Source organism: Exiguobacterium sp. s91, from assembly GCF_018618915.1.
Classification (GTDB): domain Bacteria; phylum Bacillota; class Bacilli; order Exiguobacteriales; family Exiguobacteriaceae; genus Exiguobacterium_A; species Exiguobacterium_A abrahamii.
Window position 1 is genome coordinate 1377557 of sequence record NZ_JACSMZ010000001.1, and the last position, 25844, is coordinate 1403400.

Below are 25844 nucleotides of genomic sequence, written 5' to 3' on the forward strand. Positions count from 1 at the left end.
TAATATATTACATATTAATCAATGATACTAGCTTTATTCAAAAAAACTCCCCGTCAAACAACGAGGAGTCAACTATTCAAACGTTACGTGGATTCATCGGTCCATTCAGGTGACTGAGATCGTGCCGTTTCAACAAGATCAATTGAATGACAATCGCGACGAGTAGATAAGCTTGCGTCAAAAGAGGAGTGATGCCTAAATTGACGTTCACGACATCCGCTGCAATGCTCGCGAAATCCCACAGCGCATGGAAAATGATCAACGGCCAAAGATTATTCAGCTTGAGTGCGATGATCGCTAAGAACACGCCAAAAACGAATGTATTCGCAAGTTGGAACAACATCGCTGCCGGTGGAATCAAGGCGATTAAATTAAGCAAATGGAAAGATGAGAACAGAAGCGCACTGATAAGGACGGCACGATACGGATGTTCGTTCGGTTTGAGATAGCGTAAGATGATGCCCCGAAACAAGACTTCCTCATTGAAACCGACGAATAAGGTCGTCAGGAAGACGATTCCGACAAGTTGGAGTGCCGATGATGATATCGAGGACGTGAACAACGCATTGACGATCAATCCGACTTGAACGAGAACGATCAGCAGTAACGGAATGTACCAGATTAGACCCCGCGACTGCAATTTCGAAAACCCGACGGCAGCAAACGTGGCATGACGACGAATGTACCAGACGAGAAAAATCGCTGTTGCGACTTCACCGAAGATCGCGATACGTAACAACTCCGGTTCACCGTAACGAAGACCGAAACCAAACGCAGAGATCGCCATGACGATACCCATGATGATGAAGACGACGGTTGCCGAGACGACGGTATTTCGTTTATCCACGATCAATACCTCCCTTTTCAAACGAGCGACCTTTCTTCTGTATCATTGATTTACCTTTTTTTCAGAGAAATAAATCCACATCGACAATAGATTCCTTCTGTAAGATAACTCTAAATTTCAATTTCTTTGTTAAACACAGTAAATCATTTAAGACACTTAAATCTTTCTTTAAAGAGATATAGAACGTCTACTATAATTAGTTTTAAAACAATTTATATTTTTATAAAGCTTATTTTGTTATCGAGCAACACATCAAAGAATTTTCCGATATCTTGATGAGAGTTCTTAGATTGAAAAAATCTATTAATGGGAGATTCAATATTAACTAGATTTTTTTTATTCATAAAAGCACCTTTATTCATACTTCCATTTCCATATTTTAAAAATAAAAATTCACGAAATTCTTTATATATTTTTTTCTTCTTATTTAAATTTATTTTAAAAATGACATGATATTTAAAAAACCAAAACTCATCTTCCCATGAAAGCGAGTTTAGTAATTTAGTTTCCGAATTCTCAAATAAATCATAATCAATGTTATCCTCATTTACTAATAGTGCTTCAAACGCCAATATTGCACTTAAATCATCCATTTGTTCAATTATCTTTTTTAATATTTCCTTTGGAAGCAATTCGTATAATTCCAAATAATGGAAAATACTAAGTAATGAAAACAATTCTTGGCTATAGCTCAATTCAATATAATTATTAATACTTGATTGAATCTCTTCTTTATTTGATTTAATACTCAATATAGCTTCATCATTATTTTTAAAATGCTCAAGAAACTCTATATATAGAACAGCTAATATTGGCTGCATTAAGACTAAATTAAATAAATTACTGTGAAGATACTTATCAAAGGTCTCCTCTTTTAAAACACCATTTTTCACACTATCAATTAATGCTCTGAACATTAATTTAATTGAACCTTTGTGACCTTCGCGTTCTTTATTAATTGATTCTTCGATAAAATTGTATATTCTTTTTCTTTGGTCTGAAACTTTAGTTGCAATATTAGTAAAATAATCGAAGAAAAATGCGGAATTATTCCCATCTTGAAATGGAAATCTATCAATTTCGTTTTTCTCTACTTTTATTTTTAAGTTCAAATTTGAAAGTTCTTTACTTAAAGATTTATAAAACGAATCTTTTTTAACAACATCATTATAAGGAATTTCAAAATCGTCTACATACCTTACGTATTTATGATCAGATAATTTTTCATCTAGTTTGCACATATAGATTTCAGCAATTAGTTTCGTAGCAAAACTTCCTGTAGGTATCCCATGCGTCTCTCCAATTTGACATCTTTGGATTAAACTATCCAGTTTGTTGTAGTATAGATTTTTTTTGTTTTTATTTTTTTTCGCTTCATTTTTTCCTACAAGAATCCATGGAATTGAATGCGTATATATACTCGGATAAAAATGTTGAATGTCTGTCTTAAATATTTTTCTTTTTCCAAATCGATTTTTTGTTCTTTTTATCTTTCCGTTCAAAAAAGTTTCCGAATAGAATCGATTAGACAATGACTGTTTACTTTTATACAGTATATCCATATAAATATCTTGTTCTTGGTTTAAGTGCTCGCATAAACAAATATATGAATAGATGTTAGGAAATTTGATTTTTCTTCTTTCATCATCGTTTTTGAAGATAGATAATTCAATTGGATATGTAACTTTTGTCGAATTAAATTTTATATTGTGTAACGATTTTAAATCTAAGTATATTTTCGAAATATCTTCCGTATTAAAGATTTCTTTATAAACCAAATTAGAAAGTATATATTCTTCATTTGATTTACGTGAAGAATATTTAAAATCAAAATAACCATACTTTAATAAATAATCCATTGAAAAATATTGTTGGTACCATATTTTTGGAACATTCGCTATCAATGTCATTCCATAACCTCCATGTATAATGCATTAATACTAATATAATATCATTTGTATATGTATGATATATAAAAAACGACCTCATAGCTGAGGTCGTTTTTTATATATTACTTATTCTGTATTCCCTTCTCTGCCTCATACCGCTCACGCGTCCAGTTGTAGACATGGCTCGTCACGGTCCGTCCGTCGATTCGTTCTAAGACGAATGGTCGGTCAAGAATAGGCGTAAACCCGAGTTTCTCAACGACACGGCGTGATTGGTCATTAAAATCAAAGTGCCCGCACCAGACGACATCGATTGGTAGTTCCCGGAAGATGAAATCAAGTATTGCTTCAACGATTTCCGGCATCCGCCCTTCTCCCCAGTAGTTAGGCGCGAGGACATAGCCGATCTCGACTTGACGGTCATGGGTAATCGAATCGTCCGGCCGACGATTGAAGTGAAATCCGAAGCTCCCGATGACTGCCCCCGTCTCCTTATCGGTCACGGCATACTCACCAGGTGACGCTTGGAAAATGCCGATCACTTCTTGGCTTTCGTCAAGTGACGCGTGCGGCGCCCAACCTGCTTTTGGTCCAACATTTGGATCCTTCGCGTAAGCATACAATGCGGCTGCATCATTTTTTTGCCAACGGCGTAACAGGTGCCGTGGCGTTTCGATAGTATCTGGTAAGTTCATCTGTATTCCCCCTTATTAAGATACGTTTCGCTCTCGTTCGACAGATTCCTTCACGAACAGACTCGTATAGACTAATCCAAAGCCCGTCAAGAGGATCAATCCGATGTATACACTCATCATCGATGGGATCAAGAAGGTCCCGACGAGAATCGTCGACCGAGAAAGTAAGTCCGCTCCAGCAAACGACGTTCCCGCGAACGCTGAGTACGCCCCACGTTGATCGGCTGGCATCATGTTTGCTTTTTGTGTGTTCAAGACCGGAGAGTAGAGCAACTCACCAATCGTTGCGATGAAGATGAAGACCATCAGTGCCGTCATGCTATTGGCACTCGTCACGACAACATAACCGATCGTGTAAAGCATCAAACCTGCAGCGAGCGTCCGGCGCGGCGACAAACGCTTCGCTAATCGCTGGACGATGAACGTCAACGTGACGACGAGCAACGTATTTTCAATGTTGATGATACTCATCATCCGGACCCCGTTGATCGACCACCCGGCAAATGATAGTGGTTCGAACGAATCAGCGAGTCGGACGGCGACATAACTGCCCATCGAAAACTCAGCCGCTAAGATACACATCGAACCAAAGACGACCTTGACGAACGGACGGTCCCGCCAAGCGAGTTGATAGCTCGTGAAGATATCGCCGAGAACGCCACGTAGTTTTTGACGTTGCCACGTCCGTGGCGTGTCGTCAAGAAACAGATAATAGGCAATCGGTAAAACGGACGACGTGAAGCTTAATATCCCGAACAACAGCAATTGGTTACTGACGTAGAGCCAGCCCCCGAGTGCCGTACCGATGGCGATCGAGAGATTGATCAACCAGTAGTCGAGCGCATAAACCGCTTGGCGATTTTCCTTCGTCGTTGCATCGATGATAATTGCGCTCATTGCCGGTCGACCAAGATTACTCGTCACCGAGAAGACAGCGTAGATGACCATGAACAACAGCATCCAGTCGAGTGTCAATGAAATCGTCATCGTGATGAATGTCAGCGCTGTGAGCGAAGAAGTCGTGACGAGCAGACGTTTGCGGGAAAAACGATCGGCAAGATATCCGCCGAGTAGATTCGTGATGAAGCTGACGAAGACCATCGCGATCAAAAATGCACCGGCAATGACTTCGTTGAATGCCTGGACGAACAAGAGGGCCATGAACGGCATGATGGAGAACGAGACAGCCCGGTTGAAAAACGATGTGATGAGACGTACTTTAATTGGTTTCGGTATTTCTTTCCATTTCATATTGTCACCTTCCATTCTCTACCTGTATCATAAACAAGACAAGACATAGGAAAAATGGACGTCATTTAAAAAAGATGTCCCCTTTTAAGGAGGAGAAGTACGATGGATGCTTATCTTTTTATGTTATGGAAGACTTGCCGAAATGGACACTACTCGATTGCGACTCTTGCCGACGCCATCCATCTCAGTCCTAAACAAACGAAACGATATCTCAATAAATGGCAGGAAGACGGCTGGATTGGTTACACGAGCGGCCGCGGACGGGGCAACTTAAGTGAACTCGTCTGGTTGCGCCACGTCGAACGGGAGTATGCGAAACAGATGCTCGATCGGATCGACCGTGACTCGATCGAATCGGTGACGGAGGAATTGACGTGGGACTGGTCGCCGGCGCAAGCAGGACGCTTCATGCGACAACTGGAACGAAAATTCGGCTATACACAGACGACGGCTGACGCGTTATTGATTCCGCGAAAACGGAATTTCCTGACGACACACCCGTTAGAAGCAGCCGATATCCATAGTGCCCATCTCGTCCAGAACGTCTTCAACCGTCTGTTTACGATCGACAGCGACGGCAACATTCAGGGTGAACTCTCTCATCACTTTGTCTGGAACGGGGCGACGCTCAGTCTCTTCTTACGGAAAGACGTCCGCTTTCATGACGGTTCGCTCCTGACGAGTAAGGAAGTGACGAAGAGCTTGCGTGCTTTGATTAAATATCCGGCTTACGCTTATTCCTACCGGCACGTAAAACAGATCGTCTCGAACGGTCCGTACCGGGTCGACCTCACACTCGATCAACGTCGAAGTTCGATTTTGCCGCAACTTGCCTCGATACATACGAGCATTATTAAGGACGGTGTCGGGACGGGACCGTTCCAACTGACGCAACATGACGACAAGAAAACCGTTCTGACAGCGTTCCCGAATTACTTTGGCATCCGTGCCCTGCTCGACCGGATTGAGTTCATCCAGATGCCGGAGCAATATGACCCGGTCTACCGGACATCGGCTTCTGATTCCAGTCCGATTGATACGATCGCAACGCAATCCGGATTTGGTCTTGTCTTGCTCCATCCACGCGCCGGTGGTCCGTTTGAATCCAAAGCCGCGCGACATTATATCCACCGGCTCGTCGCAGAAGTCCGTAATGGCATTCATGACTTCCATGAACGGGCACAACCGAACGACTCCGGATTTCTTGAATCGTACAGTCGACCATACCCTACACCGGAAGGTCCTGCTGTTTTATTCACACAACCGATCCGAATCAAGTTGACCGATTTTACGGACAAGGTAACACGCTGGCTCTGTCAGCGATTTGATCAGGACAGAATTCCGTATGAGTTCGTCGAGGTCGGATTTGAAGAGAGCATCACGGATTTTCATGTCTACGATACGATTGATCTCGCCATCCATGCCGAAGTGTTCGAGCGAAATATCCAGTACGCCTTTTATCAGTTCATGACGAACACGTTCTCACCACCGATCCGACTGTTTCAGCAGATGCCAGAGATGCTGACCTGGATCGAACAATACGATGCGACACCGTTCGAAGAATGGCTCCCGATCCACCAAGCAATCGAACGCCACTTGATCGACGAATCGTATTTCATCCCGTTCTATCACGATACGCGGCTGATTCCGTATCCGATCGAACTGCAAAACATCACGATCGACTCGTTCGGTTACTTTGATTTCTCGAAGCTCTGGATTTCCAATCAATCGTGACGAATCGTTGTCGAAATCTTGACCTGCTTGTGACAAAAGACACGATATTCATTAATCTAGTATTTTAAATATTGTATTAAAGATGAGACTACGAAATACTAAGACTGTCTTCATTACTTAACAAAAAGGAAGTGGTCTTATGTTATCAACCTCTACCATTCAAATCGTTCAATCGACTGTTCCCGTCCTTGCGTCGCACGGCGCCGCGATCACGAAAGTCTTTTATCAGCGTTTGTTTCAGGCTCATCCGGAACTAAAACATGTCTTCAATCAATCGAATCAGCGGAGCGACCGGCAATCGCAAGCACTCGCGACAGCCGTGTATGCCGCTGCTGCTCACATCGATCGACTCGAGACGTTAAAGCCAGTCTTATTACCAGTGCTGCATAAGCACCGCAGTCTACAAATCAAACCGGAGATGTATCCTATCGTCGGACAACAATTACTCGGAGCGATGCAAGATGTCTTAGGAGAAGCCGCAACGCCAGAAATCTTGCACGCGTGGGGAGAAGCATACGGAGAGATTGCCAATCTGTTCATCACGCTCGAAGCCGAACTCTACGCGCAGGATGAACAAGCGAAAGATTTTTCCGGTTATCAGACAGTCGAGATTTCGAATGTCGAAGAACAAGCGGATGGGATTCGCGCCTTGACCTTCCGCATGGACGGTCCACTCCCCGCTTATCAAGCCGGACAATACATCACGGTGCGGATTCAAGACAAAGATGGCTTATGGCATAATCGTCAATACAGTCTGACGACGGCATCGAACACGGAGACATATACGATTGGTGTCAAACGAGAAGGCATCGTCTCGGACTATTTACATGCAGCGCAAGTCGGTGACACGGTATTGATTAGTGCGCCAGCGGGTGCTTTTACGCTTGACGCTTCCGACGAACCCGTCGTTCTGATTGCTGGTGGTATCGGGATTACACCGATGCTTGCGATGGCTGACGAAGCGTTAGCTGCTGGTCGCCACGTAACCTTACATCACGCCGTCCAAGACGAACGTAATCGTCCATTTAACGAGCAACTTGCCTTGCTTGAGGAGCGCGGCGCGCGAGTCATTCGTTACGCGGAGCATCAGGCGACGGATCAAGCAGGTCGCCTGCCGAAAGACGTTATCGCAAGCATCACAGATCCGACATACGTCTGCGGTCCGGAAGCGATGATTCAATATGTGATCGAACACTTCAAGGCGTCACCAGACAAACTGCATTACGAAATCTTCGGACCAACGCTTGCCTTTTCAGCAGAAACTCCAGTTACACAATAAAAACATCCCGTTCACTTTGACACGCATCAAGGAGAACGGGATGTTTGATTATAGTGGCAATCGTTCTGACAAAGGACGAACCAAAACGACGTCCGTCGCCATTCGGTTATCACGGCGTGGTTTATCGACCGGTTCGATCGTCCAGTTTTTCGCATGAAGCGTATTCAAGGCACGCGCTAAGTCGTACATCGAATAGTGATCGTTTCCGTTCAACTGATAGAGACCTGCTTCCTGTTCGAGTAAAATCGTAACGAGCGCTTCTGCCGTATCTTCAAGCACCGAACTCGACGGATACCAATTCCGACTCGCCCGAATGACGCCGTGCTGTTTCATCTCGTTCGTGAAGTAGTCGACCATATTGTTCGAACCAGCTTCCGTCCCGATCTGCCATCCGATCCGGACGATCTTCGCTTGTGGATTGATTGCTTGAATTGCTTGCTCGCAAGCAATCTTATAGGCACCATATTCATCGGTCGCATCCGGTACTGCGTCCTTGTCGATCGGTGCCGGCACGTCGTCCGAGAAGACAGACACCGTACTCGTGAAGAAAAATGGAATCTTATATTCTTGGCACAAGCGAACGAGCGCTTCCGTCCAACTGACGGACCCCATCCCGATATGTAAAAAATAATCTGGTCGTTCCGTTTCTAAAAACGTGCGCATCGCGGATTCGTCAGTCGTCGAGACTTTTGTCCGGTCCCAGGCGACTGTCTCGATGTCGTGCTTTGCTAAGACGTCCGCAACGACGGGTGCTACCGTTCCGTTCATACCTGTAATGATTGCTTTCATTGTGATTCATCCCCCTTATGTTCAATCGAAACTTCATAAAATCACTTGCTACTTCAGTTTACACGGGAAGTGTTGATTTAACGAATCTAAGTCATTCTCCTACGACCATCTGTGCCTCAAATGAAAAAAGCGTCCGCTGTCCGATCTAACATCGGCGAGCAGACGCACTGTTTAGTTAGTTCATCCTTACTCCGAAACGCCTTCCGTTTCCATTCGGCGCCACAGTACATTCAAGAAGACCGTCATCCCACTGATCGGAATCAAAAACAATAACGCTGTGATCCATAAACTCTCCATCGACTCCACTCCTCATCGTTCATTTCTATCTCTAGTGTATAAGAGTGCGAAACCGCTTACCTCCACCTCAAGGCGGATATTTCATCCGACCTTGTCCTGTCGTACCTCAGTAAAGGAAACGGTACGATGAAGAAGTAACCAGACACTGGTCATCACAAGACCACTTAAGGCAAAGAACAGGAAAACGAACGAGACGCTAAAGAACGACGTCAAGTACGACGATAATCCGTAACAGAGCGCGGAACATGCCGTTGATGCAGCGACCATCGCCGTCCGGACCCGGCCGAGCAAATGAGTAGGCGTCGAGCGCTGTAACAAGGTCGCAAATGGAATCCCGAATAACGTCAGCGCCATCCCGAGTAAGATGAACCCACCAACAGCCACTGGGACGAATGAGACATAGGCGACGATCGCAATCGCAAGACCTTGCAAGACGACGGCAAAACGAAACAGCTTATCCTGTCGTACGGAGGCGACCCATTTTCCGTAAAGGAGCGACATCGCGATTCCCCCGATCACCGTCGCCAGTTCGAGTGCAGAAAACGTCTGGGCATTTCCCGATAAGACATCCTTCGCATATGGCGCAAGTAAAGTATTCATTGGTGTGATCATCCAGTTTGCGAGGATCGCACAACCGAGGATCCATTTTAAGCGACCGTCACGCACGACGTGACCAATCCCTTCGAGCAACGCTTCGCGGTACGATCCTTGACGCGACTCTTCTGCGACTTGTCCTGTCATATGTCGAACGAGTAACCAGGCGGCAAGATGTAGACCAAGATCGAGCCATAAGATGCTCGCGATCGAGAAATGGGCGACCATCATCCCACCGAGTAAAAATCCGCTCAACGTACCGATCCGTTCAATCGTAGCAAGGTACGCATTCGCTTGCGGCAATTGGTCATCTTCGACTAAATCAACGACCCACGTGAAGACGGCATTGCCACCAATGATTTGTAAAATCGTCTGAACGACGAGTAAGCCGAGTAACCACGGCAGGACGACGTCCGTCATCCCGATTCCTGCTAACGTGATCCCAAGTGCCAGCAATCGAATGAGCAACGACATTTGGTACAACGATGCACTGACGAACCGGTCGATCCATGGTCCGACGAACGTTGAAACGAGAAAACGAATCAAAAAGACACCAGTCGCAATCAGGGCGACGCCAGAAGCACTGATCTCTTCCGCGCTCAACCAGTAGATCGCGATATAAACGAAACTCGTCCCGACGGTCGATAACAAATCCGAGACATACATAAAACGAAACGCACGTGACATGATGCTTTATTCCTTTCCTAAAACGACTTCTTGTCTATCTTACAATTTTTCTCAATTGCTGCCCATTCTTTTTTCGTCATCACATCGTCATCGTCTGTTAAGGCATTCTTACCCGTCTGTAACAGAGCCGACATGTTCATTCGCTATACTAAAACGCATAGGGAGGTGAAGATCCATGAAAACGCAAACGCGTTATGACTATGAAACCGGACAGGAACAGGTCGACGTCCCATCCGAGGCACGTCTAGGCTACTACTTTCTTTTGATCGTCCTGCCGCTTGGTCTCGCGCATCTTGTCCAGTCGCTTGCTCCTTCGCCGGATCAACACCACTCGTCCGTATTGACGGGTTTGACGTTCTTATCCATCGTCTTATTCATGTACTTAGGTAACCGAGCTGCTGGAAATGCCAAAACGACCTTTTTCGGATACTCGATGTTCTTGAGTATCAGTCTGTTCGCGACGCTGTTTCTACCAACGGTGCCGATCATTTGAGCATAAGCAAACGAGCGCACGTCCGACTTGGACGCGTGCTCGTTTTTTAATGCGTATGCGATTCGTGTTTGCCGTTACAATACAACGTATTGCCATGTGCGTGCTGATCCGTCTCGACCTGGATCGTCGCGTGATTAATCCCGACGTGTTTCAAATCGTGATCAATCTGTTCGCGAATCGACTCTGACTCCCGGACGGTCATGTCCTCCTTGACGACGACGTGACACGATAATGCGTTATACCCACTCGTGATCGACCAGATGTGTAGATCATGTAGTCCGAGGACGGCTTCGTTCGTCTGAATCGTCGAAACGACCTCATCGATATCGACGTCGCTCGGCGTTCCTTCCATCAAGACGTGAACGGATGCCTTTGTCACGTAATAGCCACTCCGTAAGACAAGGATCGCAACGATGACACTCGCCAAGGGATCCGCCCATCCCCAACCGAAGAACATGATCAGAAGAGCAGCTGCAATCGCACCAACGGATCCGAGCATGTCACTTAAGACGTGCAGATAGGCACCACGCATGTTGAGGTTGTGCTCATGCCCTCCGCCGCGTGTCATGATCCAGGCAACGAGAATGTTGACGAGCAACCCGAGGACACTGATGATCAGCATCCCGGTCGTTGCGACAGCGGGTGGATCGATGAAGCGTTGAATGGCTTCAATGAAAATATAGAGGGCGATGACGATCAGCGTCACACCATTTATGATAGCGGCTAAGATTTCAAAGCGTTTTGAACCGAATGTCTTATTCGCATCCGGTGCTTGACTCGAGAACTGGAAGGCTAACAGGGCGATCGCAAGTGAAATCGAATCACTTAACATGTGCCCAGCGTCTGATAACAACGCGAGACTGTTCGTCCAAATCCCGCCGATGACCTCGACGATCATGAACGCGGTGATGATCAGGAACGACAGGCCTAGTACCTTTTTATTGTCGGTATGATGATGGTGGTGATGATGATCATGTGCCATGACGTTGCCTCCTTTTACCTTACATTCAAACGTCTATTTGAATTATAACGTGCCTTCGTTCTGTGGTCAACGGGCTCATCTGTTATATCCCACGCCTTTACTCTTCCAAAACGACTCATCTGACTAAACAAAAAAACGATGGCCCATTGCCATCGCTTTTTCTATATCATTTTCAAATAAACGACCGGAAATCCTCTGTTTGCTGCTCGAGTTGTCGTGCGACCTCTTCGATTGCGGTAAAGCGTTGCATCGTTTCTTTTACCGTCGCAAGGCTCGACGCGACTTCGAGATGGGACGCTTCAATCTTTTTCATCATCGCCATGATTTGACGATTCATCGTTTCCGTATTCGTGCGCACTTCGATAACTGCACTGCCGACTAAATCCGATAAGTTTTTGACTTCACTGGCAACGACCGTAAAGCCTTTACCGTGTTCTCCAGCCCGTGCCGCTTCGATTGCCGCGTTTAGTGACAACAGGTTCGTCCGAGCAGCAATCTCCTTGATCGTATCAGCAATCTTCGTGATCTCGATAGCTTGGTCATATAGCGTTTCGAACGTCTGTTGGTTTTCTGCCGTTTCACTCGAGATCGTGTTCATCGTCTCTTGAAGCTGGTTGCCCTCTTTCGATCCTTGAATCGACTGCAGATTCAGTCCTTCAGCAAGCGTCTGGAAGCTTTTCGCATATCCTTGCACGCGGTCGATCCGGTCCGTAATGTTACTCGCAATCTTGACGACACCGACGACCTCTTCTCCTTCAAAAATCGGCATGTAGGTTGCTTCAAGCCACAAGATGTCGCCCCGGGCATCGACTCGTTTGATTTTATCCGCTGTACTGAAGCCCGAAAACAGACGTGTCCAAAAGTCCTGATACTCACGGCTGTTCGCGAATTCTGGTGTGCAAAACGTATGGTGCTGTAAGCCAATCATCTCGTCTCGTTTATATTTCATCGTTTTCGCAAACAAGTCATTGACGTCGACGACGCGTCGTTGGCGATCAAAACAGATCATCGCGACGTTTGCTTCAAGGCTCGACAAAATCGCTGGTGAGCGTAGCGGTCTCGGTAAGGTTTCATTCATGGTGTCATTAACTCCTTCTATGTATCGTTCATGTACTAAGACAGTTTTTCAAAAGAACAATCTGTACCTATCTATCGTCATCGATTGACCTTTTTTATAGCTGAATCGGCGATTATTCAAGTTGTTTTTCACGAAAACGAAATCACTTTAATAAAATATTGTGACAGATACAAACAACACACTATGGCATTGTCAAAAAGTGTAGTAGATGCTACATTTAATTATGTAGTAAATACTACAACTTTAAGGAGGAAATAAAAATGACACATAACAAGCCACCTATATTTTCGAAAGAACAAGCTATCGTCTTGGTCGTACTTGGTGCAGCGTTTTGGTTCGTCGGTGCCCTGTCAGTCAGATTCGGATCTGGGATCGGCATGTTCGAAAATGTCGGAAATGTGATTGCCTTCCTGATTGGTTTACCGGTTTCGTGGATTTCCGTCATCATCATAAAAAAAGTTGCACGCTTGAATGCTGAACAGATGGTGCCAGGTGTCAGTCTCGGACTGTTAGTGGCTACGTTCTTAGACGGAATCGTTCTAACGTGGGGCACAACTCTTTATGGAACGGATCCCTTACTCGTCGGACATGGTGCAGCATGGATCCTTTGGGGGGTCTTCGCCTTTCTTGCTGCTGCTTTCATCGAGGCAAAACGGATGGGATATAAGATGTTCTAACACGATAATATGTATTTTACAGTACGACAAATAACGAGCGTAGACCGTCGGACTCATCCAACGGTCTATTTGTCGTAAAAGCAGGTGAATTTTAGTGTGTCGGTGAAGAAGATAATGAGCACCTCGAAGATTTAATTCTGTGGGGTCATATTTAAAAAGAACGATGGACTTCAAATGAAATCAATCGTTCTTCGTTTGCGCTTCGATTTTCTCGTTCCGAGCAGCCTCAAAGTTGCGATAAATCGTAAATCCTACTAAACCAATCAACCAGATAATTCCATACCCGAGTTCCCAATCGAATCCAAAATATAAGATTGACGATGTGATGACGACAATGAGAACTAACCGAATGCTCGATAAATGATACTTACTCATGATTTCGCTCCTTTTCTACCGCCACCGAAGTAGATGTATGTCACGAAAAGAATCAACGTCCACGTAAAGACCGCGAATATGATTTTAAATAAACCGTCAGGCAGTATTTTTGAGATATATAACAGGGTCATTAGGATTGAAAACGTTAAATGGTTATTTCTCATTTGTGTCGAGAGCTTATCCCAATTGAGCAGTACAAGTAGTACCGCGACGGGTGCGAGGAGTGCCGTTAGGAAGAAGAACGGAACGTTCCTCATATAGTACGGTATCTCGTCTTTGTTTTTTCCCACCACATATCTCTCCTCATCTTCAATATAGAATACCTAGCTTCTCTATTCATTTCATCGGAACGGATGTGATTGTATGAAAAAAGAAGTACGTCCACTCATCTATACACTTATCGTTCTCGTCATCTTGATAGCTGCCTATCCGACTTACCTCTTCGTTTCTAAAACGATGACCGAAATCAAGATTGAACGAATGTTAGTTGAATCAGGATACGACCAAGATATTTCAAAAAAGGAAACGGTCTTTGAGTCGAAGACCGGAAGATACGTGCTGGAAATCAAATACACGAATGAACCAGACTATACATACAACTATGAAATCGTCGAAGATCATGTACTGACGACTGTATACGACCAGCATCATGTTGAAGTGACTGGCTCCGTTCAACATGAATTAAAGTAGACATCGTACTTTAAATAACAATCGAGTCCATTCAGCTATCTCACGAATGGACTCGATTGTTTGATTACTTAACATTCTTCTCTCATATTCAATGATTCTGACGAGCGAATCGTAATCTGTTTTGAAGCATCGTCGATGGAAATGACACAATCCCACGTCGGCTTTAACTGAAGGACATCATTTCGATCCATCCATAAGACCGCGCTCAGTTCGATGAAGTTCCCCATCACTACCATTTTTCTCGCCTTCTCATCAATGACAGCATACAGTTCATCATCTAAGTTGATTTTCCAGTCAAAAAATTCACTGACGTTCACTTATCTTTTCCTCCAAACAATCTTTTGTCATCCGATTCAATCTCCCATTAAAACGAAATCTTCCATTTGTTCCGCGCGATCAATACAACGATCAGAGAAGCCAATAAAGATATTTTAAGCGTTGTATCACTGATTACGTGAAATCCGTAATGAAGTGAAAAGAGTACCACGAGTAGCGCAACGACGCTTCCTAAAAAGATCATGTTTTTCATTTTGTCACCTCACTTCCATTCTTGACTACTTGCTGTCAATACTCTGAAATATACCGTCCTTCTTGTTTGTTCGTAATTTGTTCGCCGTCTTTGAATCCCGTGACTTTAAAGCGATGAGATCCCGATCGATAAATCTCATATTCATTTTCCGGTTCATCTTGGAACACGACCCGTGCAATGAATTCACCCGTGCTCGTATCGTATCGAATTTCCTTGTTCTTCACATATGTCATATACTTCTGTTGCTTCAAATAATGATCGATTTCCTGAGTGACCTCTTGTTTTTCATCATAATAAAACACCTTAAAGGCTGAAGCACCGATGATGCCCACTCCTAGAATCATCACTATCGTAATCCATACATAAATTCGTTTCATACCATCACTCCCGAGTAGAAGTAAGAAAAATATCGTATTTCCAGATTCCATTCCCCTTGTTTTAAAATCCGCGATATGTTTAAACTAATACAAGAACACAAAAAAAGGAAGTCATTCATGATAAATAAATCCATAAAATACTTTTTATTGTTATTGATGTTGCTTGTTATCATCTTGAATCTCTTGAATGGTCGAGTGATTGAAAATGAGCGATTAACGTTAGCCGTGAACATCGCTATCGTGCTGATGGCGTTATTTTTTATCAGTTTGAGGTTCTTCAAACGAAAACGTAAATAGAATGCTCATCGCTCTAAAAAAAGTATGTAAAGGTGGTTAACTCGTGGGGCAATTTATGATTTTCGGTGCCTTGATGAATCTTCTGATCATTAGCGCAGTCGACTATGTCGTATGGAAATTAGCGAAGAAAGTCTTTAAAAATAATTGATGGACGCCCTTTTTTGATTAATTCTTGAAATTCGTATCGATCATGATTACATAAGCAAGGTCCCTTTCTCATTCGAAAAAGGGACCTTGTTCTATTTTATCCTGCGTAGTTGAACAACGGACCACGCAATTCGAACTCATACGTCTCACCGTCGACGATGCCGACGATCGCGTCACTTTCGATCAACTGATGCAGGAAGCCTGCCATTTCAGCCGCCGTATGGTACTTTTTGACGTTCTTGCTGTAGTCGAACCCTGCTTCGCCGCGCGAACGATTCGCAAACTCTGTCTCAGTCGCAGCTGGTGCCAGTACTTTCGCCCGGAGTTTTGCCCCACCTTTTTGCAGTTCTTGCGCTAGCCCTTCCGTATAGGCACTGACATAGAACTTCGTCGCGCAATACGTGACCGCGTTCGGAACGATCCGGTAGCCACCTGCTGACGAGATATTGACGAGTGTCGTTCCTTCAACGTCATGATGATCGCGGACGAACAGACTCGATAGAATCGTCAGCGCCTCGATGTTCAAGCGAAGCATTTTCTCGATTTTCCCGAGCTCAATGTCCTGGACGAGATCAAAATCGCCGAATCCAGCATTGTTGATCCACGTCTCGATGTCGAGTTCCTTTAGTCCTTCATATAAATCATGGACGTTTTGGTTATCTGCGAGATCGACCGACTTGAGGATGACATCACTATCTGGTGAGATTTGTTTGACTTCATCCCGAAGTTTTTCGAGCTCAGACGTCCGTCGCGCGACGAGAACGAGTGATTTCCCTTTTCCTGCGAGTAGTTTTGCTGTCTCATATCCAATTCCTGAACTTGCTCCTGTAATGACCGTGTACTTCATGTAGCATATCCCCTTTTTGATTTGGTATAGTGAGAGTCTAATCCTTAGAGTGAACTCTAAGTCAAGCAGAAAGGTGAGATGTATGTATACGATTTCTGAAATCAGTCGATTGACCGATACGAGTGCCCATACGATCCGCTATTACGAAAAAGAAGGGCTACTGTTTCCGAAGCGCCAGAACGGTCAACGTCGATACGACGACCAAGACGTGACGTGGCTTCGGTTCGTCCTCCGCTTGCGCGAAACGCATATGCCGATCGAGCAAATCCGTTCTTACGTGACGCTGTTCCTTGCTCACGGCGAGCAGGATACGACGCAAGAACGGCTCGCATTGCTTGAAGCCCACCATGCGAACGTCTTAGCACAACTAGCAGCATTACAGGAAACGGAGCGAATGATTGCAGAAAAAGTCGACACTTATCGTCGCCTCCATCCTACAATTCCCGCTCCTGATGTTGTTCAATCCTCTGAGAACGCCTCCGTCAATTGACGATAGACCGTTTCACGCTCGTCAGGCGGCAACGCAAGAAAACTGTCGCCGATGTTGACTTCCGTCGCGCAGCCGCTATCTTTCTCAACTAGATAGCCAGCGATACCAACTTTTCCGTGCGACTGGATTTCAATCAATTTTTCCTCGACGACTGCTTTTTCTGCCTTGAAGTAGAGATGAAACATGTTCGAGACCGGCTCAAGGGGACGAGTCGAGATGCCTGAGATCGTATTCAATCGGCTCGCAAGCTCCTTTGCGGCTGCATGGTACTCTGCCATGCGGTCTTTTCGTTGTTCATAATAAAAATCGGCAGACAGAATATACGGATATAGACTGATCAAGTCACCGCCGTAGCGACGTTTCCAGTTTCGTGCCTCTTGGCAAAACGGTTCTGGTCCAGCTAAGATTGCTCCTGCGACGCCGCCGAGTCCCTTATAAAAGGAGATGTAGACACTGTCAAACAGTTGCGCGATGTCCTTAGCTTCTGCCTCATAATACGGTAAGACCTCAAGTAAACGGGCACCGTCCAAGTGAAGACGGATATTCTGTTTGCGGGCATACGCACAAATCACTTCGAGTTCTTCACGCGATGGAAGCAATCCGCCGAGTTCGCGTTGTGGTAGTTCGAGTAACAAACAACTAACGTCCGGTAAAGCTTTGACGTCGTCTATCGTCATCAATCGATCGGCTTCTCCGACTAGTACTGGTTCGATCTCGTGCAATTTTTTTAAACCGTCCTGTTCGTGGATTTCGAGATGACAGAGCGGGTGATAAGCGACCTTACGATTGTTCTGTTCATCCGACCAGATACGTAGCGCAATCTGTTGCGCCATCGTACCACTCGGAAAAAAGACCGCATCGTCGTGCCCGAGTAAGTCTATCATCTTGCGCTCGAATGTCTTGATTAATTCGCCGTTGCCATAAATATCACTTGGTTGATCAGCCGAGACAGTTCGGAGCGCTTCTTGTAACACGCCAACCGTCCGACTCCCATGTCCATCTAAACGTTTCGTCGTTTCTTGGTAACTCGATCGTAAATCCATCTCTTTCATTCCCTTCTAAATCAATGACTATTTTTTGAAAAAATCAAAATATTCCCTCTCCACTTTTGCTATACTGTGTAGCGAAAGTCTGTTAAACGTACTCGTCAAAGGAGGTGTTCCTATCGTGCAAACGCTTCGCACTCGCCTATTGCTTCTTATTCCACTTGTCTGTCTACTACTACTCACCATGCAACAATTCGTCCCGTCGCTCTATACGTCACTGCTTGGACGAATTGATCCAGCAACGAATACATATTGCGTCGACCGTTGCGGTCCAAAGGAATCGATCATCGATACGATCGAAGAAGGAACGTCTTATGGCGAGAGCACGGTCACGATGAGCGAAGCCGATCCACCAGCTCCATGGTTCCGGACAGGGTTCGACTCTTCGGTGACGACACCTCCTTATCTTCTCATACTATGTCTCATTCTCCTGTTTTGTAGCTGGTTTTTCTGGCATTATCTCCAGTGGTTGCGTCGACCTCGTATCGATCCATCAGGGTACGTGCTTCCGCCACGGTTTCCAATCTTCATTTATGAGACAAAAGACCTGCCTGCTGACTCGATTCGAAAACAACTCGCTCACTTTAATGCACAATTGCCACTGTCCTTACAACGCCGGACCCACGAGACGGTAACGGAATGGTTTGATCGGATTGCGTTCCCATCTCCTGTTGATCCGCTCTACTTTGAAGTGCGGTATGGGAAGGTACCGGTCATCTCGACGCATCAATTGACCTTCTTCGCCCAATCGATGGAGCAGTATCTTCGGACATGCCAAGTTCAATCATCGATCTCTTGAATCCTGCCGCCCTGCTCATTGAAGCTCGGCGGTTTTTCTTTTGCTGTCGAGTAGGATGACATCTTAAAAAAACGTTTCAAGTGTTTTTAAAGTTTGGATTGACTTTTTTTCAAAATCAGACGATTAGTTGCCAGAAAACTGGGTAATATAGACTATAGTAGAGAAAAAGTCGTTCAACCAGGAGAGTGAGGTGAGAGAAGATGATCAGTGCGCAAGAAGCCTATTACATTAAGAAGGAATTGAATGAAAAATTCGAGGATCCGCGGATTTCCTGTGATTTTTCAATCTTTTCACTTGAACCGTTCCAACTTCTCTTGCACGTCCAAGAAGATGTCGATGAGCTCAGTACTGAAACACGCTATGGCTTAAGCCGCAAGATTCGGTCCCAGCTCAAACAACTCGATGCACGTGTTGGTGGTGTTCCCGTCAAAGCGGTCTATGTCATATCGGCGCCTCTCATTTCCGATCGATCGTATTGCGTCATCTTACAATGAACATAAAAATACCCCGTATGAGAAGTAAGTTCTCACGTGGGGTATTTTTGTGTTCATCGGTCTGTAAAACCATCGATTTTCCAACCGTTCTTTAAAAAAGTCTGCTCCTTGGACCAGTAGATGATCGCATATTCTCGATTGATGTGTTCCCGTTCTGTTATCGGATGCTCGATTTCCGCATCAAAATCACAAAAGGCATACAGAGCGTTTGACCTGCCAGCAACCCTTTGCATGTCCTCCATGAACAACAATTCTTGCTGGTCGGTCGTCAACGGAATTAACTTCTCTTCTTGAAAACCGAATCGAAAACCAAAGCAGTCAGGCTCTTTTTCAATCGTCATTCGAACAGGTATTGTCGTTAAACCATGATACGCTGAGAAGACAAGCGAGGCATTCCCATAATGATGACTCAGCAATGGACGCCAGTCTTTCGGAAGACCTTTTTCCTCGCCCCAATGTGATCCATCAATATCCGTCGCGTAACTGTATCCGAGAACTCGTATGTCTGAATGAAATGCATCCAAGACCGTTCGAGCAGCGTTTTCCATGTTTTCCGTTTTTTCAAAAACAAATCCTACCTGTATCACCATTCTTCATTCCCATCTGATTATGCATTACCCTGCCATGTCACCGATTTGGTTCCGACCATTCTCTTTCGCCCGATACAACGCTTGATCGGCTTGGTCGATCACCTCTTTTTCCGTCGTCTCTGCTCCGGGTACAAGCGACGTCAAGCCAAGACTGACACTGACCCGGCAAAGTGGTTCATAGCGTTCATGTACGATATTCAAGTCGAGAATGTCCTGTCGGATTCGTTCTGCAATGCGCCGGGTTTCTTCTGCTCCGCGCGGCAACAAGACTGTGAATTCCTCCCCACCGTACCGTGCGACTTGTCCATGCCGTGCTTGACGCTTCAGGACGCGGGCGACTTCTTTTAAACATTCATCCCCTTTTAAATGACCATACGTATCATTGTACGACTTAAAGGCATCGACATCGATCAAAATCAGGGAGAGTGGTGTCTGGTGCTGTTTGGCTTTTTCGAGGAGATGTTCCAATCGTTCATCGAACGCTCGTCGATTCGGGATGCCGGTCAAGGCGTCGTGAAGCGAACGATGAATCAAGGCTTGTTTGCTGCGTTCCATCCGAAACGTCTGGATGAAGGCAATCAAGACGATGACAGCGATGCTTGCAACGACGACGATGACCCATTTCGCAGCACTCGATGCTTGTTCGGAACGATTCGTTGCTTCGGCAATGATTCGGTTGACGTCCGTCCGTAGACGGGCATCGATCGGACGAAATGTCTCGATATATTGCATCCCTTGATAGCGTTTTGCCTCAGCGACTGCTTGATCCCCGCTTCGAACGAGTGCCAGTTGGGCATCATAAAACCGGGTTGCCGTCTCAATTCGTGGGATCGCTTCCGTCCGGACGAGCTTTCGCATGATCGGATGATTCTCATCGAGTTGATTGAGTCGCTTGACCGTTTGATCAAGCCGATCAATCGTCCGATCATACTGGGCTAGATCCGCCTCGTTCGGTGAGAGGATGTAACTGCGAACGACCAGTTCAAGATTTAGTAACGCCGGAAACAACTCTGCTGCTTCCGTCGAGATCGGAATCGCCTCGTTTAAGATGCGTGCATTCTCTCGTTCGATTTTTAGGAAAGCTTGATAGCTCCAGACGCTTGTAAATAAAAGCGCACAGAGTGCCAAAAACAAATAGCGCTGCAACGTTGACCATTTCACAAAAAGACCGACCTTTCTTTCTCTATCTAATTGACTAAAGTCTATCCCTTATATCGGTGTCTTGAAATCAAACTGTTAGTCGTTTGTATGAAATAATGCCCGTTGCTAGAACATTCCAAACGCTTCCAGCCTTCTTAATCGGTCAGGGATGTGTTTTCCAGCTGTTCCTGTGACTGCCTTCGTCTCAGTGCTCGTTCTGTCACATCATTGTTCTTCCACCAAGCGACGAGTAGACCGACCAGTCCGATCAGACCCGTCACGAACCGTTCGACGTCACTTGACGATACTGGCAATGCTGTAAAACCGAGCGTCGGTAAGAGTAACTCAAGAAAGACATAGAGCGGAATCAAGAGACGGATCCACGCCTGAAGACGAATCATGGTGACACCGGAAAGAGACGACGCCATGTTTGCGGACCAACGATCCCGTCAGCGACTAGACGACACGTCTGTTGGAACGTTCGAACGGCGTGCGTCAATCGGGCATCAAAGACTCCCGTCACCACAAGTCCCAAGCGTTTTTCAAGGGCTCGGATGAGTTCCGGTGCTTGGATTTTTTCCCGTAGATAGTGTCCCGGTTTTGGCACATGATGGCGGGCAAGACTGACATGATCGTACAGTTCAAAATGTGGGTAGTCGGGAAAACGAGACCAATCCCCTCCCCAGTCCATTCCGCGTCGTTTCATCGCTGCAACAATCCGCCGGAGTCGCGCATCTGGTGGAGAAAGGAATACTGCTCCGTCTTCGTAAAGGAAGACATCGATTGCGACACCGAAGTTATGGTTCGATTGTCCGCCGCGGGCTTGCGTCACGATGGGCCCTGGTGTCGTCCGTCCTTTTGCATACAACGCATTCTGTTCCGAGATACTCCGAAAGCTTTGCGCTACACCGAGCTTGATTCCATGCGGATAAAGCTCTCGTATCACGTCACGCGCGATCCGGATGACAGACGGATGCATGCCAGGAGCGGATAGTTTTTGATTGGCACGTCGGAGTAATTCTTCTAGTTGCATAAAGCTCCCTCCCTTGTCAGTGCTTGTAATAATTCTGCAATTTCGGCGTCGTCAGGTATGGTCTGTTTCTCTTTATGGTGTGCTTCATATGCTCGTTGCGCTGCTTTTTCTCGTTCCATCCAATTCGGTAATTGAAATAATGAAGTTTCTCTTCTTGAACGTTTGGTTCCTTGTTTCGGACGTACTGCCGCAGATCCGGTCGCAAGGCGTTTGACGACTTGCTCGATGTAACCAAAATGACGACTGTTCGCCCGCGCTGCCTCTTCGATCGCATACTGGATTCGCTCGATCGGATGGTCTGTTGCCAGCTGTAGCAATTCCTGCTCGATTCGTGGTGTCGCTTTACCTAGATTCGTTTCGTACTGCTGCACCAGTTCCTTTTTTAAAGTCGTTTTCTTCAAGACTTCTTCTTCGGAGTCAGCAGAAACCTCGGGGGCAGTCGTCTCGTGACTCGCCGGGGACGGTATGTCGGCACGGGGCAGGACACGGTAAGCATTCGAGGTCTGTCCCCCGTGTTTCGTGAACCGTTCGACTTTCTCGATCCGACCGCTTGCGATCAAGGACTGGATACACGACTTGACCGTCGATTTACTGCACGGAACAGCGTCGGCGATCGTTTGATAGGACGGGAATGCTTGACCATCCTGACCACTGAAGCTTTCAAGGATCAGATAGATCATCTTTTCATGGACGGACGCAAATGCCGTCCCGCTCCGTAAGAGCGTATGGGGAACCGGGAGATATGGAACTTGCATGGTGATTCCTCCTTTCTAGGAAATATGACAGGAAGAAGTCGAGGATTGTTCGAAAAGAATAGGGAGATGTTTTTTGAGAGGAGTGACAGGATGAACGAACTATTCACCTATTATCTACAGGAGCTTGATCACTATCAACCGGATTCCTTGATTCATCATCTGGATCATGACACATGGTCGATCAGTCAGATGTACGATCATCTGATCGTCGTCAGTCATGAGTATTTGGATGAGGTCGAGTCGTGCCAGTTCGCACCCATGACCACGTCCGGGAAGTCACCTTTTGGCGAGGTACTGTTTGCTGCCGGTGCGTTTCCGGCGACACCGATCCGGTTACCGGATGCGATGAACGCACCACCGGACGAGACGGCTCACGTCGACCGATTACGGACGCGTTGGCTTGAGTTGACCGATCGTCACACTGCACTTGCTTCCATCGCAAAGTCGGCACCCGCTGACCAAAAGACGCAACACGGTGGGATGGGCTGGTTGAATGCCGCCGAGTGGTATGCTCTCGTCATGTATCATCTCGCGCACCATCGCCATCAAAAACGACGGCTTGATGCCGCATTAGCGAATCTCCCATAAGAAAAAGCGCTCTCCGTTAACGAAGAGCGCTCCTGTTCATTTCAAGACGTCCCAACTCGAAAAGTGTCGTGCCTCGAGATCGAGTTGCTGTTCCTCGATCCAGCGAAACGCTTCGAGTACGAGCGGTGACGCGTTATCAATCGAGACGTCACTCGCCTTGACCCAGCGCGCACCGAGCGAGTCTTGTCCGACAAATTGTTCAGGGATACTAAGCGTTCCCCCCGTCTGTCGGACGAGATAAAAAACAGCGATGTGATGGACTTCGTCGAACTCGCGCCAGTCCCACGGAAGCTTGAAGTCAGCGACGCCGATCTGTCGTTCAAGTGCTACTTCGAGCCCAGTCTCTTCCGTGAATTCCCGGCGCATCGCCGTAGCGAGCGTCTCTCCTTCTTCGAGGCTTCCCCCTGGTAAGTCATAGCGATTGATATACGGTCCACCATTCTTGTCGATGACGAGTAAGGCATCCTCCTTCATCAATAATCCATAAACACCGAATGCCCGGTGACAACGAATCGTCTTCATATGTCATTCCCCCTTCTCTTCATCTGCAGGACGGTCGGGATGAATGGATCCAAAAAGCCGTCAAACGGAAACTGTTGCTGCGCGATTCGTTCTTGTAGGTTCAGTAACGATGCACGAGCTCGTTCAATCACATCAGGCGGATAGTCGTACAATTGTTGGTTCTCTAAAAATTCGTCCTCGTCGACAACCGTCCACACTCCCTCGCGATGGACGAGATCGAGATCCAAATCAATGAACGATAAGGTATTTCCTTGAAGAACCGGCGGTAAGCAAATGTTACAGTAGTACGTCACCTCTCCCGTCCGCTCTAAATCAAGACCGACCGTAAAATCCGCATCAAGCGGATAGAATTCGAGACTATAATTGTCATATGTATAAACCGCTTCGCGACGATGATGTAAAAGTGTCCGTCCGGGCGTATTCGCGACGAGCAGATACGCTTCCGTCTGTTCAAGGACATACCCGCTCCATGAATAGTGCGGACGTCCATCAAATTTTCGCGCTTCTATCGTTAGATGTTTCGGTTCCAACCTCATCCCTCCCTTTCCCTAAAGCTCTCTTATTTTACCAAATGATCATATCGAAGCAAGTCTTTACCTGATTTACTAAAATTTTGAGAGTCTCTCGTTGACATCCTTTATCAAACTGCTATCGTGAAGGTATCATACTCAAGGATGTGGAACCGATGTTCATTGCCGAGTTGTTATTGAATGCTTGCATCGCCTTCACCGGCTTTTATTTGATCGCCAAAATCATTTATAGTCAACGTCTCGCGTCAAGTAGCTTGAAATCCCTCATCGTCGGTCTCGCGACCGGGCTGCTCGGAGTGCTATTGATGTTTAAAGGGATCGCCGTCAACGAGTCGTTACGAATGGATTTGCGTCATTTACCGCTCGTCTTGCTCGCCTTTTATGGCGTCCGCTCACCACTGATCATCGCAACGCTGATCATCGGCTGCTCCCGGTTCTACTTCGGCTGGACACCACAAGCGGTCGTCGCCTTTCTTGCAGTCCTTGGCATCAGCTCCGGGATGTACTTCATCCATAAACGGTTGCTCCACCGACCGTTACTGCAAAATCTCATCATGAACGTCTGGGCCTTGTTCATGATCTCGATTGCTGTCTCAATCAATCTCGGCTTTAGTGACGCCGCTCTTCGCTTGCTCGCTTCGACATGGACGATCGGACTCGCAGTCGGACTGTTATCGAGTCTATTGACGATTGATTTTCAATTGCTCAACGAACAGGTGCAGCGCTACAAACAATCAGCGGAACTTGATCATTTGACGGGTCTGTACAATCGCCGTGTTTGGGACGAACGGACGGCGTTGCTCGAAGAAGAAGGACGTGTCTACAATGTGCTCGCACTCGACATCGATCACTTCAAGCATGTCAACGATACATACGGGCATGCGAACGGGGATCTCGTCTTGCAACAGTTCGCACGGATCTTACAGGAAGAAACGCGTCCGCACGATATCACGGCGCGCATCGGGGGAGAGGAATTCATGGTCCTCGTCTATGATTTGACGCCGTCGAAAGTTGCGAAGGTCGCCAACCGAATCCGGGAGCGGATCGCGAACACGCGCTTTCAGCTCGACGGCTTTCCCGCCATCTCGATCACAGCGTCCGTCGGCATCGCCCATGGGAAACACGTCGCTGCCCAGCGGATGAATATCCTTGCCGACGAAGCGTTATATGCTGCCAAGGAACAAGGGCGGAACCGCGTCATTCTGTACGAGGTCGATGCTGAGGCGGCGATGACGACGCAAGACCGCGAACCGGTCCGTTCTTAATTTTTATCATACCCATTCGATTATTGAGTAGACTGCGC

Annotated in this window: 30 protein-coding genes; 10 read left to right on the forward strand and 20 right to left on the reverse strand. The window is 46.4% G+C overall.

Annotated elements, in window-relative coordinates; translation table 11 throughout:
• Positions 1-76: 76 nt before the first annotated feature.
• The 4 genes from KNQ06_RS07090 to KNQ06_RS07105 form a co-directional block, all read right to left on the reverse strand.
• Positions 77-847: a CPBP family intramembrane glutamic endopeptidase gene (locus KNQ06_RS07090; protein ID WP_215147698.1), complete on the reverse strand. Its 771-nt coding sequence runs from the start codon at positions 845-847 to the stop codon at positions 77-79.
• A 212-nt stretch (positions 848-1059) separates the two neighbouring features.
• Positions 1060-2757 carry an RNA-directed DNA polymerase gene (locus KNQ06_RS07095; protein WP_215147700.1) on the reverse strand — a complete coding sequence of 566 codons (1698 nt, stop codon included), beginning with the start codon at positions 2755-2757 and terminating at the stop codon, positions 1060-1062.
• A gap of 101 nt (positions 2758-2858) precedes the next feature.
• Positions 2859-3431, reverse strand: a complete 573-nt coding sequence (locus KNQ06_RS07100) for a GNAT family N-acetyltransferase (protein ID WP_215147702.1) — start codon at positions 3429-3431, stop codon at positions 2859-2861.
• Between the two features lie 15 nt (positions 3432-3446).
• Positions 3447-4682 (reverse strand): MDR family MFS transporter, encoded by a 1236-nt coding sequence (locus KNQ06_RS07105; RefSeq protein ID WP_215147704.1) that lies wholly within the window; start codon positions 4680-4682, stop codon positions 3447-3449.
• Between the two features lie 102 nt (positions 4683-4784).
• Between KNQ06_RS07105 and KNQ06_RS07110 the strand changes: the two genes are divergently transcribed.
• Both KNQ06_RS07110 and KNQ06_RS07115 read left to right on the forward strand, forming a co-directional pair.
• Positions 4785-6416 (forward strand): ABC transporter substrate-binding protein, encoded by a 1632-nt coding sequence (locus KNQ06_RS07110; RefSeq protein ID WP_215147706.1) that lies wholly within the window; start codon positions 4785-4787, stop codon positions 6414-6416.
• A 139-nt stretch (positions 6417-6555) separates the two neighbouring features.
• A complete protein-coding gene (locus KNQ06_RS07115; RefSeq protein ID WP_215147708.1) occupies positions 6556-7695 on the forward strand; it encodes a globin domain-containing protein in 1140 nt (379 codons plus the stop codon).
• A gap of 48 nt (positions 7696-7743) precedes the next feature.
• Here the strand turns inward: KNQ06_RS07115 and KNQ06_RS07120 are convergent, their stop codons facing one another.
• Both KNQ06_RS07120 and KNQ06_RS07125 read right to left on the reverse strand, forming a co-directional pair.
• Complete coding sequence (locus tag KNQ06_RS07120; protein ID WP_215147710.1) at positions 7744-8484, reverse strand: sugar nucleotide-binding protein; 741 nt, start codon at positions 8482-8484, stop codon at positions 7744-7746.
• 378 nt (positions 8485-8862) lie between these two features.
• Positions 8863-10062, reverse strand: a complete 1200-nt coding sequence (locus KNQ06_RS07125) for an MFS transporter (RefSeq protein WP_215147712.1) — start codon at positions 10060-10062, stop codon at positions 8863-8865.
• A gap of 175 nt (positions 10063-10237) precedes the next feature.
• On the opposite strand from KNQ06_RS07125, the gene KNQ06_RS07130 reads away from it, so the two are divergent.
• Positions 10238-10555, forward strand: a complete 318-nt coding sequence (locus KNQ06_RS07130; RefSeq protein WP_215147714.1) for a hypothetical protein — start codon at positions 10238-10240, stop codon at positions 10553-10555.
• 46 nt (positions 10556-10601) lie between these two features.
• On the opposite strand, the gene KNQ06_RS07135 is transcribed toward KNQ06_RS07130, so the two are convergent.
• Complete coding sequence (locus tag KNQ06_RS07135; protein WP_064300911.1) at positions 10602-11537, reverse strand: cation diffusion facilitator family transporter; 936 nt, start codon at positions 11535-11537, stop codon at positions 10602-10604.
• A 172-nt stretch (positions 11538-11709) separates the two neighbouring features.
• Positions 11710-12615: a methyl-accepting chemotaxis protein gene (locus KNQ06_RS17095; RefSeq protein WP_215147716.1), complete on the reverse strand. Its 906-nt coding sequence runs from the start codon at positions 12613-12615 to the stop codon at positions 11710-11712.
• Between the two features lie 260 nt (positions 12616-12875).
• Between KNQ06_RS17095 and KNQ06_RS07145 the strand changes: the two genes are divergently transcribed.
• Positions 12876-13292, forward strand: a complete 417-nt coding sequence (locus KNQ06_RS07145; RefSeq protein ID WP_215147717.1) for a hypothetical protein — start codon at positions 12876-12878, stop codon at positions 13290-13292.
• A 180-nt stretch (positions 13293-13472) separates the two neighbouring features.
• Here the strand turns inward: KNQ06_RS07145 and KNQ06_RS07150 are convergent, their stop codons facing one another.
• Positions 13473-13667 (reverse strand): hypothetical protein, encoded by a 195-nt coding sequence (locus KNQ06_RS07150; protein ID WP_023468199.1) that lies wholly within the window; start codon positions 13665-13667, stop codon positions 13473-13475.
• Positions 13668-14030: 363 nt separating this feature from the next.
• Between KNQ06_RS07150 and KNQ06_RS07155 the strand changes: the two genes are divergently transcribed.
• Positions 14031-14357 carry a DUF3139 domain-containing protein gene (locus KNQ06_RS07155; RefSeq protein WP_149427301.1) on the forward strand — a complete coding sequence of 109 codons (327 nt, stop codon included), beginning with the start codon at positions 14031-14033 and terminating at the stop codon, positions 14355-14357.
• A gap of 68 nt (positions 14358-14425) precedes the next feature.
• Here the strand turns inward: KNQ06_RS07155 and KNQ06_RS07160 are convergent, their stop codons facing one another.
• From KNQ06_RS07160 to KNQ06_RS07170, 3 genes are all read right to left on the reverse strand, one after another.
• Entirely contained in the window at positions 14426-14674 is a 249-nt protein-coding gene (locus KNQ06_RS07160) for a hypothetical protein (RefSeq protein ID WP_215147718.1), read from the reverse strand.
• A 247-nt stretch (positions 14675-14921) separates the two neighbouring features.
• Positions 14922-15263 (reverse strand): DUF3139 domain-containing protein, encoded by a 342-nt coding sequence (locus KNQ06_RS07165; RefSeq protein WP_174316267.1) that lies wholly within the window; start codon positions 15261-15263, stop codon positions 14922-14924.
• Positions 15264-15804: 541 nt separating this feature from the next.
• Positions 15805-16554, reverse strand: a complete 750-nt coding sequence (locus KNQ06_RS07170) for an SDR family NAD(P)-dependent oxidoreductase (protein WP_149427299.1) — start codon at positions 16552-16554, stop codon at positions 15805-15807.
• A gap of 82 nt (positions 16555-16636) precedes the next feature.
• On the opposite strand from KNQ06_RS07170, the gene KNQ06_RS07175 reads away from it, so the two are divergent.
• The gene (locus tag KNQ06_RS07175; RefSeq protein ID WP_035397549.1) at positions 16637-17044 is read left to right on the forward strand and encodes a MerR family transcriptional regulator; all 408 of its coding nucleotides are present in this window, start codon (positions 16637-16639) and stop codon (positions 17042-17044) included.
• Here the strand turns inward: KNQ06_RS07175 and KNQ06_RS07180 are convergent.
• Positions 17014-18087: a threonine aldolase family protein gene (locus KNQ06_RS07180; RefSeq protein ID WP_215147719.1), complete on the reverse strand. Its 1074-nt coding sequence runs from the start codon at positions 18085-18087 to the stop codon at positions 17014-17016. The two genes, KNQ06_RS07175 and KNQ06_RS07180, sit on opposite strands and share 31 nt — an antisense overlap.
• A 124-nt stretch (positions 18088-18211) precedes the next feature.
• On the opposite strand from KNQ06_RS07180, the gene KNQ06_RS07185 reads away from it, so the two are divergent.
• Entirely contained in the window at positions 18212-18889 is a 678-nt protein-coding gene (locus KNQ06_RS07185) for a hypothetical protein (RefSeq protein ID WP_149427297.1), read from the forward strand.
• Positions 18890-19089: 200 nt separating this feature from the next.
• Complete coding sequence (locus KNQ06_RS07190) at positions 19090-19383, forward strand: hypothetical protein (RefSeq protein ID WP_029341604.1); 294 nt, start codon at positions 19090-19092, stop codon at positions 19381-19383.
• A gap of 53 nt (positions 19384-19436) precedes the next feature.
• On the opposite strand, the gene KNQ06_RS07195 is transcribed toward KNQ06_RS07190, so the two are convergent.
• The 5 genes from KNQ06_RS07195 to KNQ06_RS07215 all read right to left on the reverse strand — a co-directional run bounded on the left by KNQ06_RS07195 (position 19437) and on the right by KNQ06_RS07215 (position 22901).
• Positions 19437-19973: an Imm64 family immunity protein gene (locus tag KNQ06_RS07195; RefSeq protein WP_215147720.1), complete on the reverse strand. Its 537-nt coding sequence runs from the start codon at positions 19971-19973 to the stop codon at positions 19437-19439.
• Positions 19974-19997: 24 nt separating this feature from the next.
• The gene (locus tag KNQ06_RS07200; RefSeq protein ID WP_215147721.1) at positions 19998-21134 is read right to left on the reverse strand and encodes a GGDEF domain-containing protein; all 1137 of its coding nucleotides are present in this window, start codon (positions 21132-21134) and stop codon (positions 19998-20000) included.
• 134 nt (positions 21135-21268) lie between these two features.
• A complete protein-coding gene (locus KNQ06_RS07205; protein WP_023468184.1) occupies positions 21269-21514 on the reverse strand; it encodes a phage holin in 246 nt (81 codons plus the stop codon).
• Positions 21511-22146 (reverse strand): M15 family metallopeptidase, encoded by a 636-nt coding sequence (locus tag KNQ06_RS07210; RefSeq protein WP_215147722.1) that lies wholly within the window; start codon positions 22144-22146, stop codon positions 21511-21513. The genes KNQ06_RS07205 and KNQ06_RS07210 overlap by 4 nt, the downstream gene beginning before the upstream one ends.
• A complete protein-coding gene (locus KNQ06_RS07215; RefSeq protein WP_214804854.1) occupies positions 22137-22901 on the reverse strand; it encodes a helix-turn-helix domain-containing protein in 765 nt (254 codons plus the stop codon). The genes KNQ06_RS07210 and KNQ06_RS07215 overlap by 10 nt, the downstream gene beginning before the upstream one ends.
• A gap of 90 nt (positions 22902-22991) precedes the next feature.
• On the opposite strand from KNQ06_RS07215, the gene KNQ06_RS07220 reads away from it, so the two are divergent.
• Complete coding sequence (locus tag KNQ06_RS07220; protein ID WP_214804852.1) at positions 22992-23489, forward strand: DinB family protein; 498 nt, start codon at positions 22992-22994, stop codon at positions 23487-23489.
• Positions 23490-23525: 36 nt separating this feature from the next.
• On the opposite strand, the gene KNQ06_RS07225 is transcribed toward KNQ06_RS07220, so the two are convergent.
• Together KNQ06_RS07225 and KNQ06_RS07230 are read right to left on the reverse strand one after the other, a co-directional pair.
• The gene (locus KNQ06_RS07225; protein ID WP_215147724.1) at positions 23526-24011 is read right to left on the reverse strand and encodes an NUDIX hydrolase; all 486 of its coding nucleotides are present in this window, start codon (positions 24009-24011) and stop codon (positions 23526-23528) included.
• On the reverse strand, positions 24008-24541 hold the full coding sequence (locus KNQ06_RS07230; protein ID WP_215147726.1) for a DUF402 domain-containing protein: 534 nt from the start codon (positions 24539-24541) through the stop codon (positions 24008-24010). Before KNQ06_RS07230 ends, KNQ06_RS07225 begins: the two co-directional genes overlap by 4 nt.
• A gap of 155 nt (positions 24542-24696) precedes the next feature.
• Between KNQ06_RS07230 and KNQ06_RS07235 the strand changes: the two genes are divergently transcribed.
• Positions 24697-25806 carry a GGDEF domain-containing protein gene (locus KNQ06_RS07235; protein WP_214723069.1) on the forward strand — a complete coding sequence of 370 codons (1110 nt, stop codon included), beginning with the start codon at positions 24697-24699 and terminating at the stop codon, positions 25804-25806.
• The last annotated feature ends 38 nt before the right edge of the window (positions 25807-25844 follow it).

Bases quoted from the DNA above. Each gene is read 5' to 3' on its own strand.
- KNQ06_RS07175 (WP_035397549.1), top strand. From the start codon at position 16,637: ATGTATACGATTTCTGAAATCAGTCGATTGACCGATACGAGTGCCCAT.
- KNQ06_RS07100 (WP_215147702.1), bottom strand. From the start codon at position 3,431: ATGAACTTACCAGATACTATCGAAACGCCACGGCACCTGTTACGCCGT.
- KNQ06_RS07120 (WP_215147710.1), bottom strand. From the start codon at position 8,484: ATGAAAGCAATCATTACAGGTATGAACGGAACGGTAGCACCCGTCGTT.
- KNQ06_RS07170 (WP_149427299.1), bottom strand. From the start codon at position 16,554: ATGAAGTACACGGTCATTACAGGAGCAAGTTCAGGAATTGGATATGAG.
- KNQ06_RS07125 (WP_215147712.1), bottom strand. From the start codon at position 10,062: ATGTCACGTGCGTTTCGTTTTATGTATGTCTCGGATTTGTTATCGACC.
- KNQ06_RS07150 (WP_023468199.1), bottom strand. From the start codon at position 13,667: ATGAGTAAGTATCATTTATCGAGCATTCGGTTAGTTCTCATTGTCGTC.
- KNQ06_RS07210 (WP_215147722.1), bottom strand. From the start codon at position 22,146: ATGCAACTAGAAGAATTACTCCGACGTGCCAATCAAAAACTATCCGCT.
- KNQ06_RS07155 (WP_149427301.1), top strand. From the start codon at position 14,031: ATGAAAAAAGAAGTACGTCCACTCATCTATACACTTATCGTTCTCGTC.
- KNQ06_RS07135 (WP_064300911.1), bottom strand. From the start codon at position 11,537: ATGGCACATGATCATCATCACCACCATCATCATACCGACAATAAAAAG.
- KNQ06_RS17095 (WP_215147716.1), bottom strand. From the start codon at position 12,615: ATGAATGAAACCTTACCGAGACCGCTACGCTCACCAGCGATTTTGTCG.
- KNQ06_RS07215 (WP_214804854.1), bottom strand. From the start codon at position 22,901: ATGCAAGTTCCATATCTCCCGGTTCCCCATACGCTCTTACGGAGCGGG.
- KNQ06_RS07130 (WP_215147714.1), top strand. From the start codon at position 10,238: ATGAAAACGCAAACGCGTTATGACTATGAAACCGGACAGGAACAGGTC.
- KNQ06_RS07180 (WP_215147719.1), bottom strand. From the start codon at position 18,087: ATGGATTTACGATCGAGTTACCAAGAAACGACGAAACGTTTAGATGGA.
- KNQ06_RS07195 (WP_215147720.1), bottom strand. From the start codon at position 19,973: ATGGTGATACAGGTAGGATTTGTTTTTGAAAAAACGGAAAACATGGAA.
- KNQ06_RS07225 (WP_215147724.1), bottom strand. From the start codon at position 24,011: ATGAAGACGATTCGTTGTCACCGGGCATTCGGTGTTTATGGATTATTG.
- KNQ06_RS07220 (WP_214804852.1), top strand. From the start codon at position 22,992: ATGAACGAACTATTCACCTATTATCTACAGGAGCTTGATCACTATCAA.
- KNQ06_RS07110 (WP_215147706.1), top strand. From the start codon at position 4,785: ATGGATGCTTATCTTTTTATGTTATGGAAGACTTGCCGAAATGGACAC.
- KNQ06_RS07205 (WP_023468184.1), bottom strand. From the start codon at position 21,514: ATGATTCGTCTTCAGGCGTGGATCCGTCTCTTGATTCCGCTCTATGTC.
- KNQ06_RS07235 (WP_214723069.1), top strand. From the start codon at position 24,697: ATGTTCATTGCCGAGTTGTTATTGAATGCTTGCATCGCCTTCACCGGC.
- KNQ06_RS07145 (WP_215147717.1), top strand. From the start codon at position 12,876: ATGACACATAACAAGCCACCTATATTTTCGAAAGAACAAGCTATCGTC.
- KNQ06_RS07115 (WP_215147708.1), top strand. From the start codon at position 6,556: ATGTTATCAACCTCTACCATTCAAATCGTTCAATCGACTGTTCCCGTC.
- KNQ06_RS07190 (WP_029341604.1), top strand. From the start codon at position 19,090: ATGATCAGTGCGCAAGAAGCCTATTACATTAAGAAGGAATTGAATGAA.
- KNQ06_RS07095 (WP_215147700.1), bottom strand. From the start codon at position 2,757: ATGACATTGATAGCGAATGTTCCAAAAATATGGTACCAACAATATTTT.
- KNQ06_RS07105 (WP_215147704.1), bottom strand. From the start codon at position 4,682: ATGAAATGGAAAGAAATACCGAAACCAATTAAAGTACGTCTCATCACA.
- KNQ06_RS07165 (WP_174316267.1), bottom strand. From the start codon at position 15,263: ATGAAACGAATTTATGTATGGATTACGATAGTGATGATTCTAGGAGTG.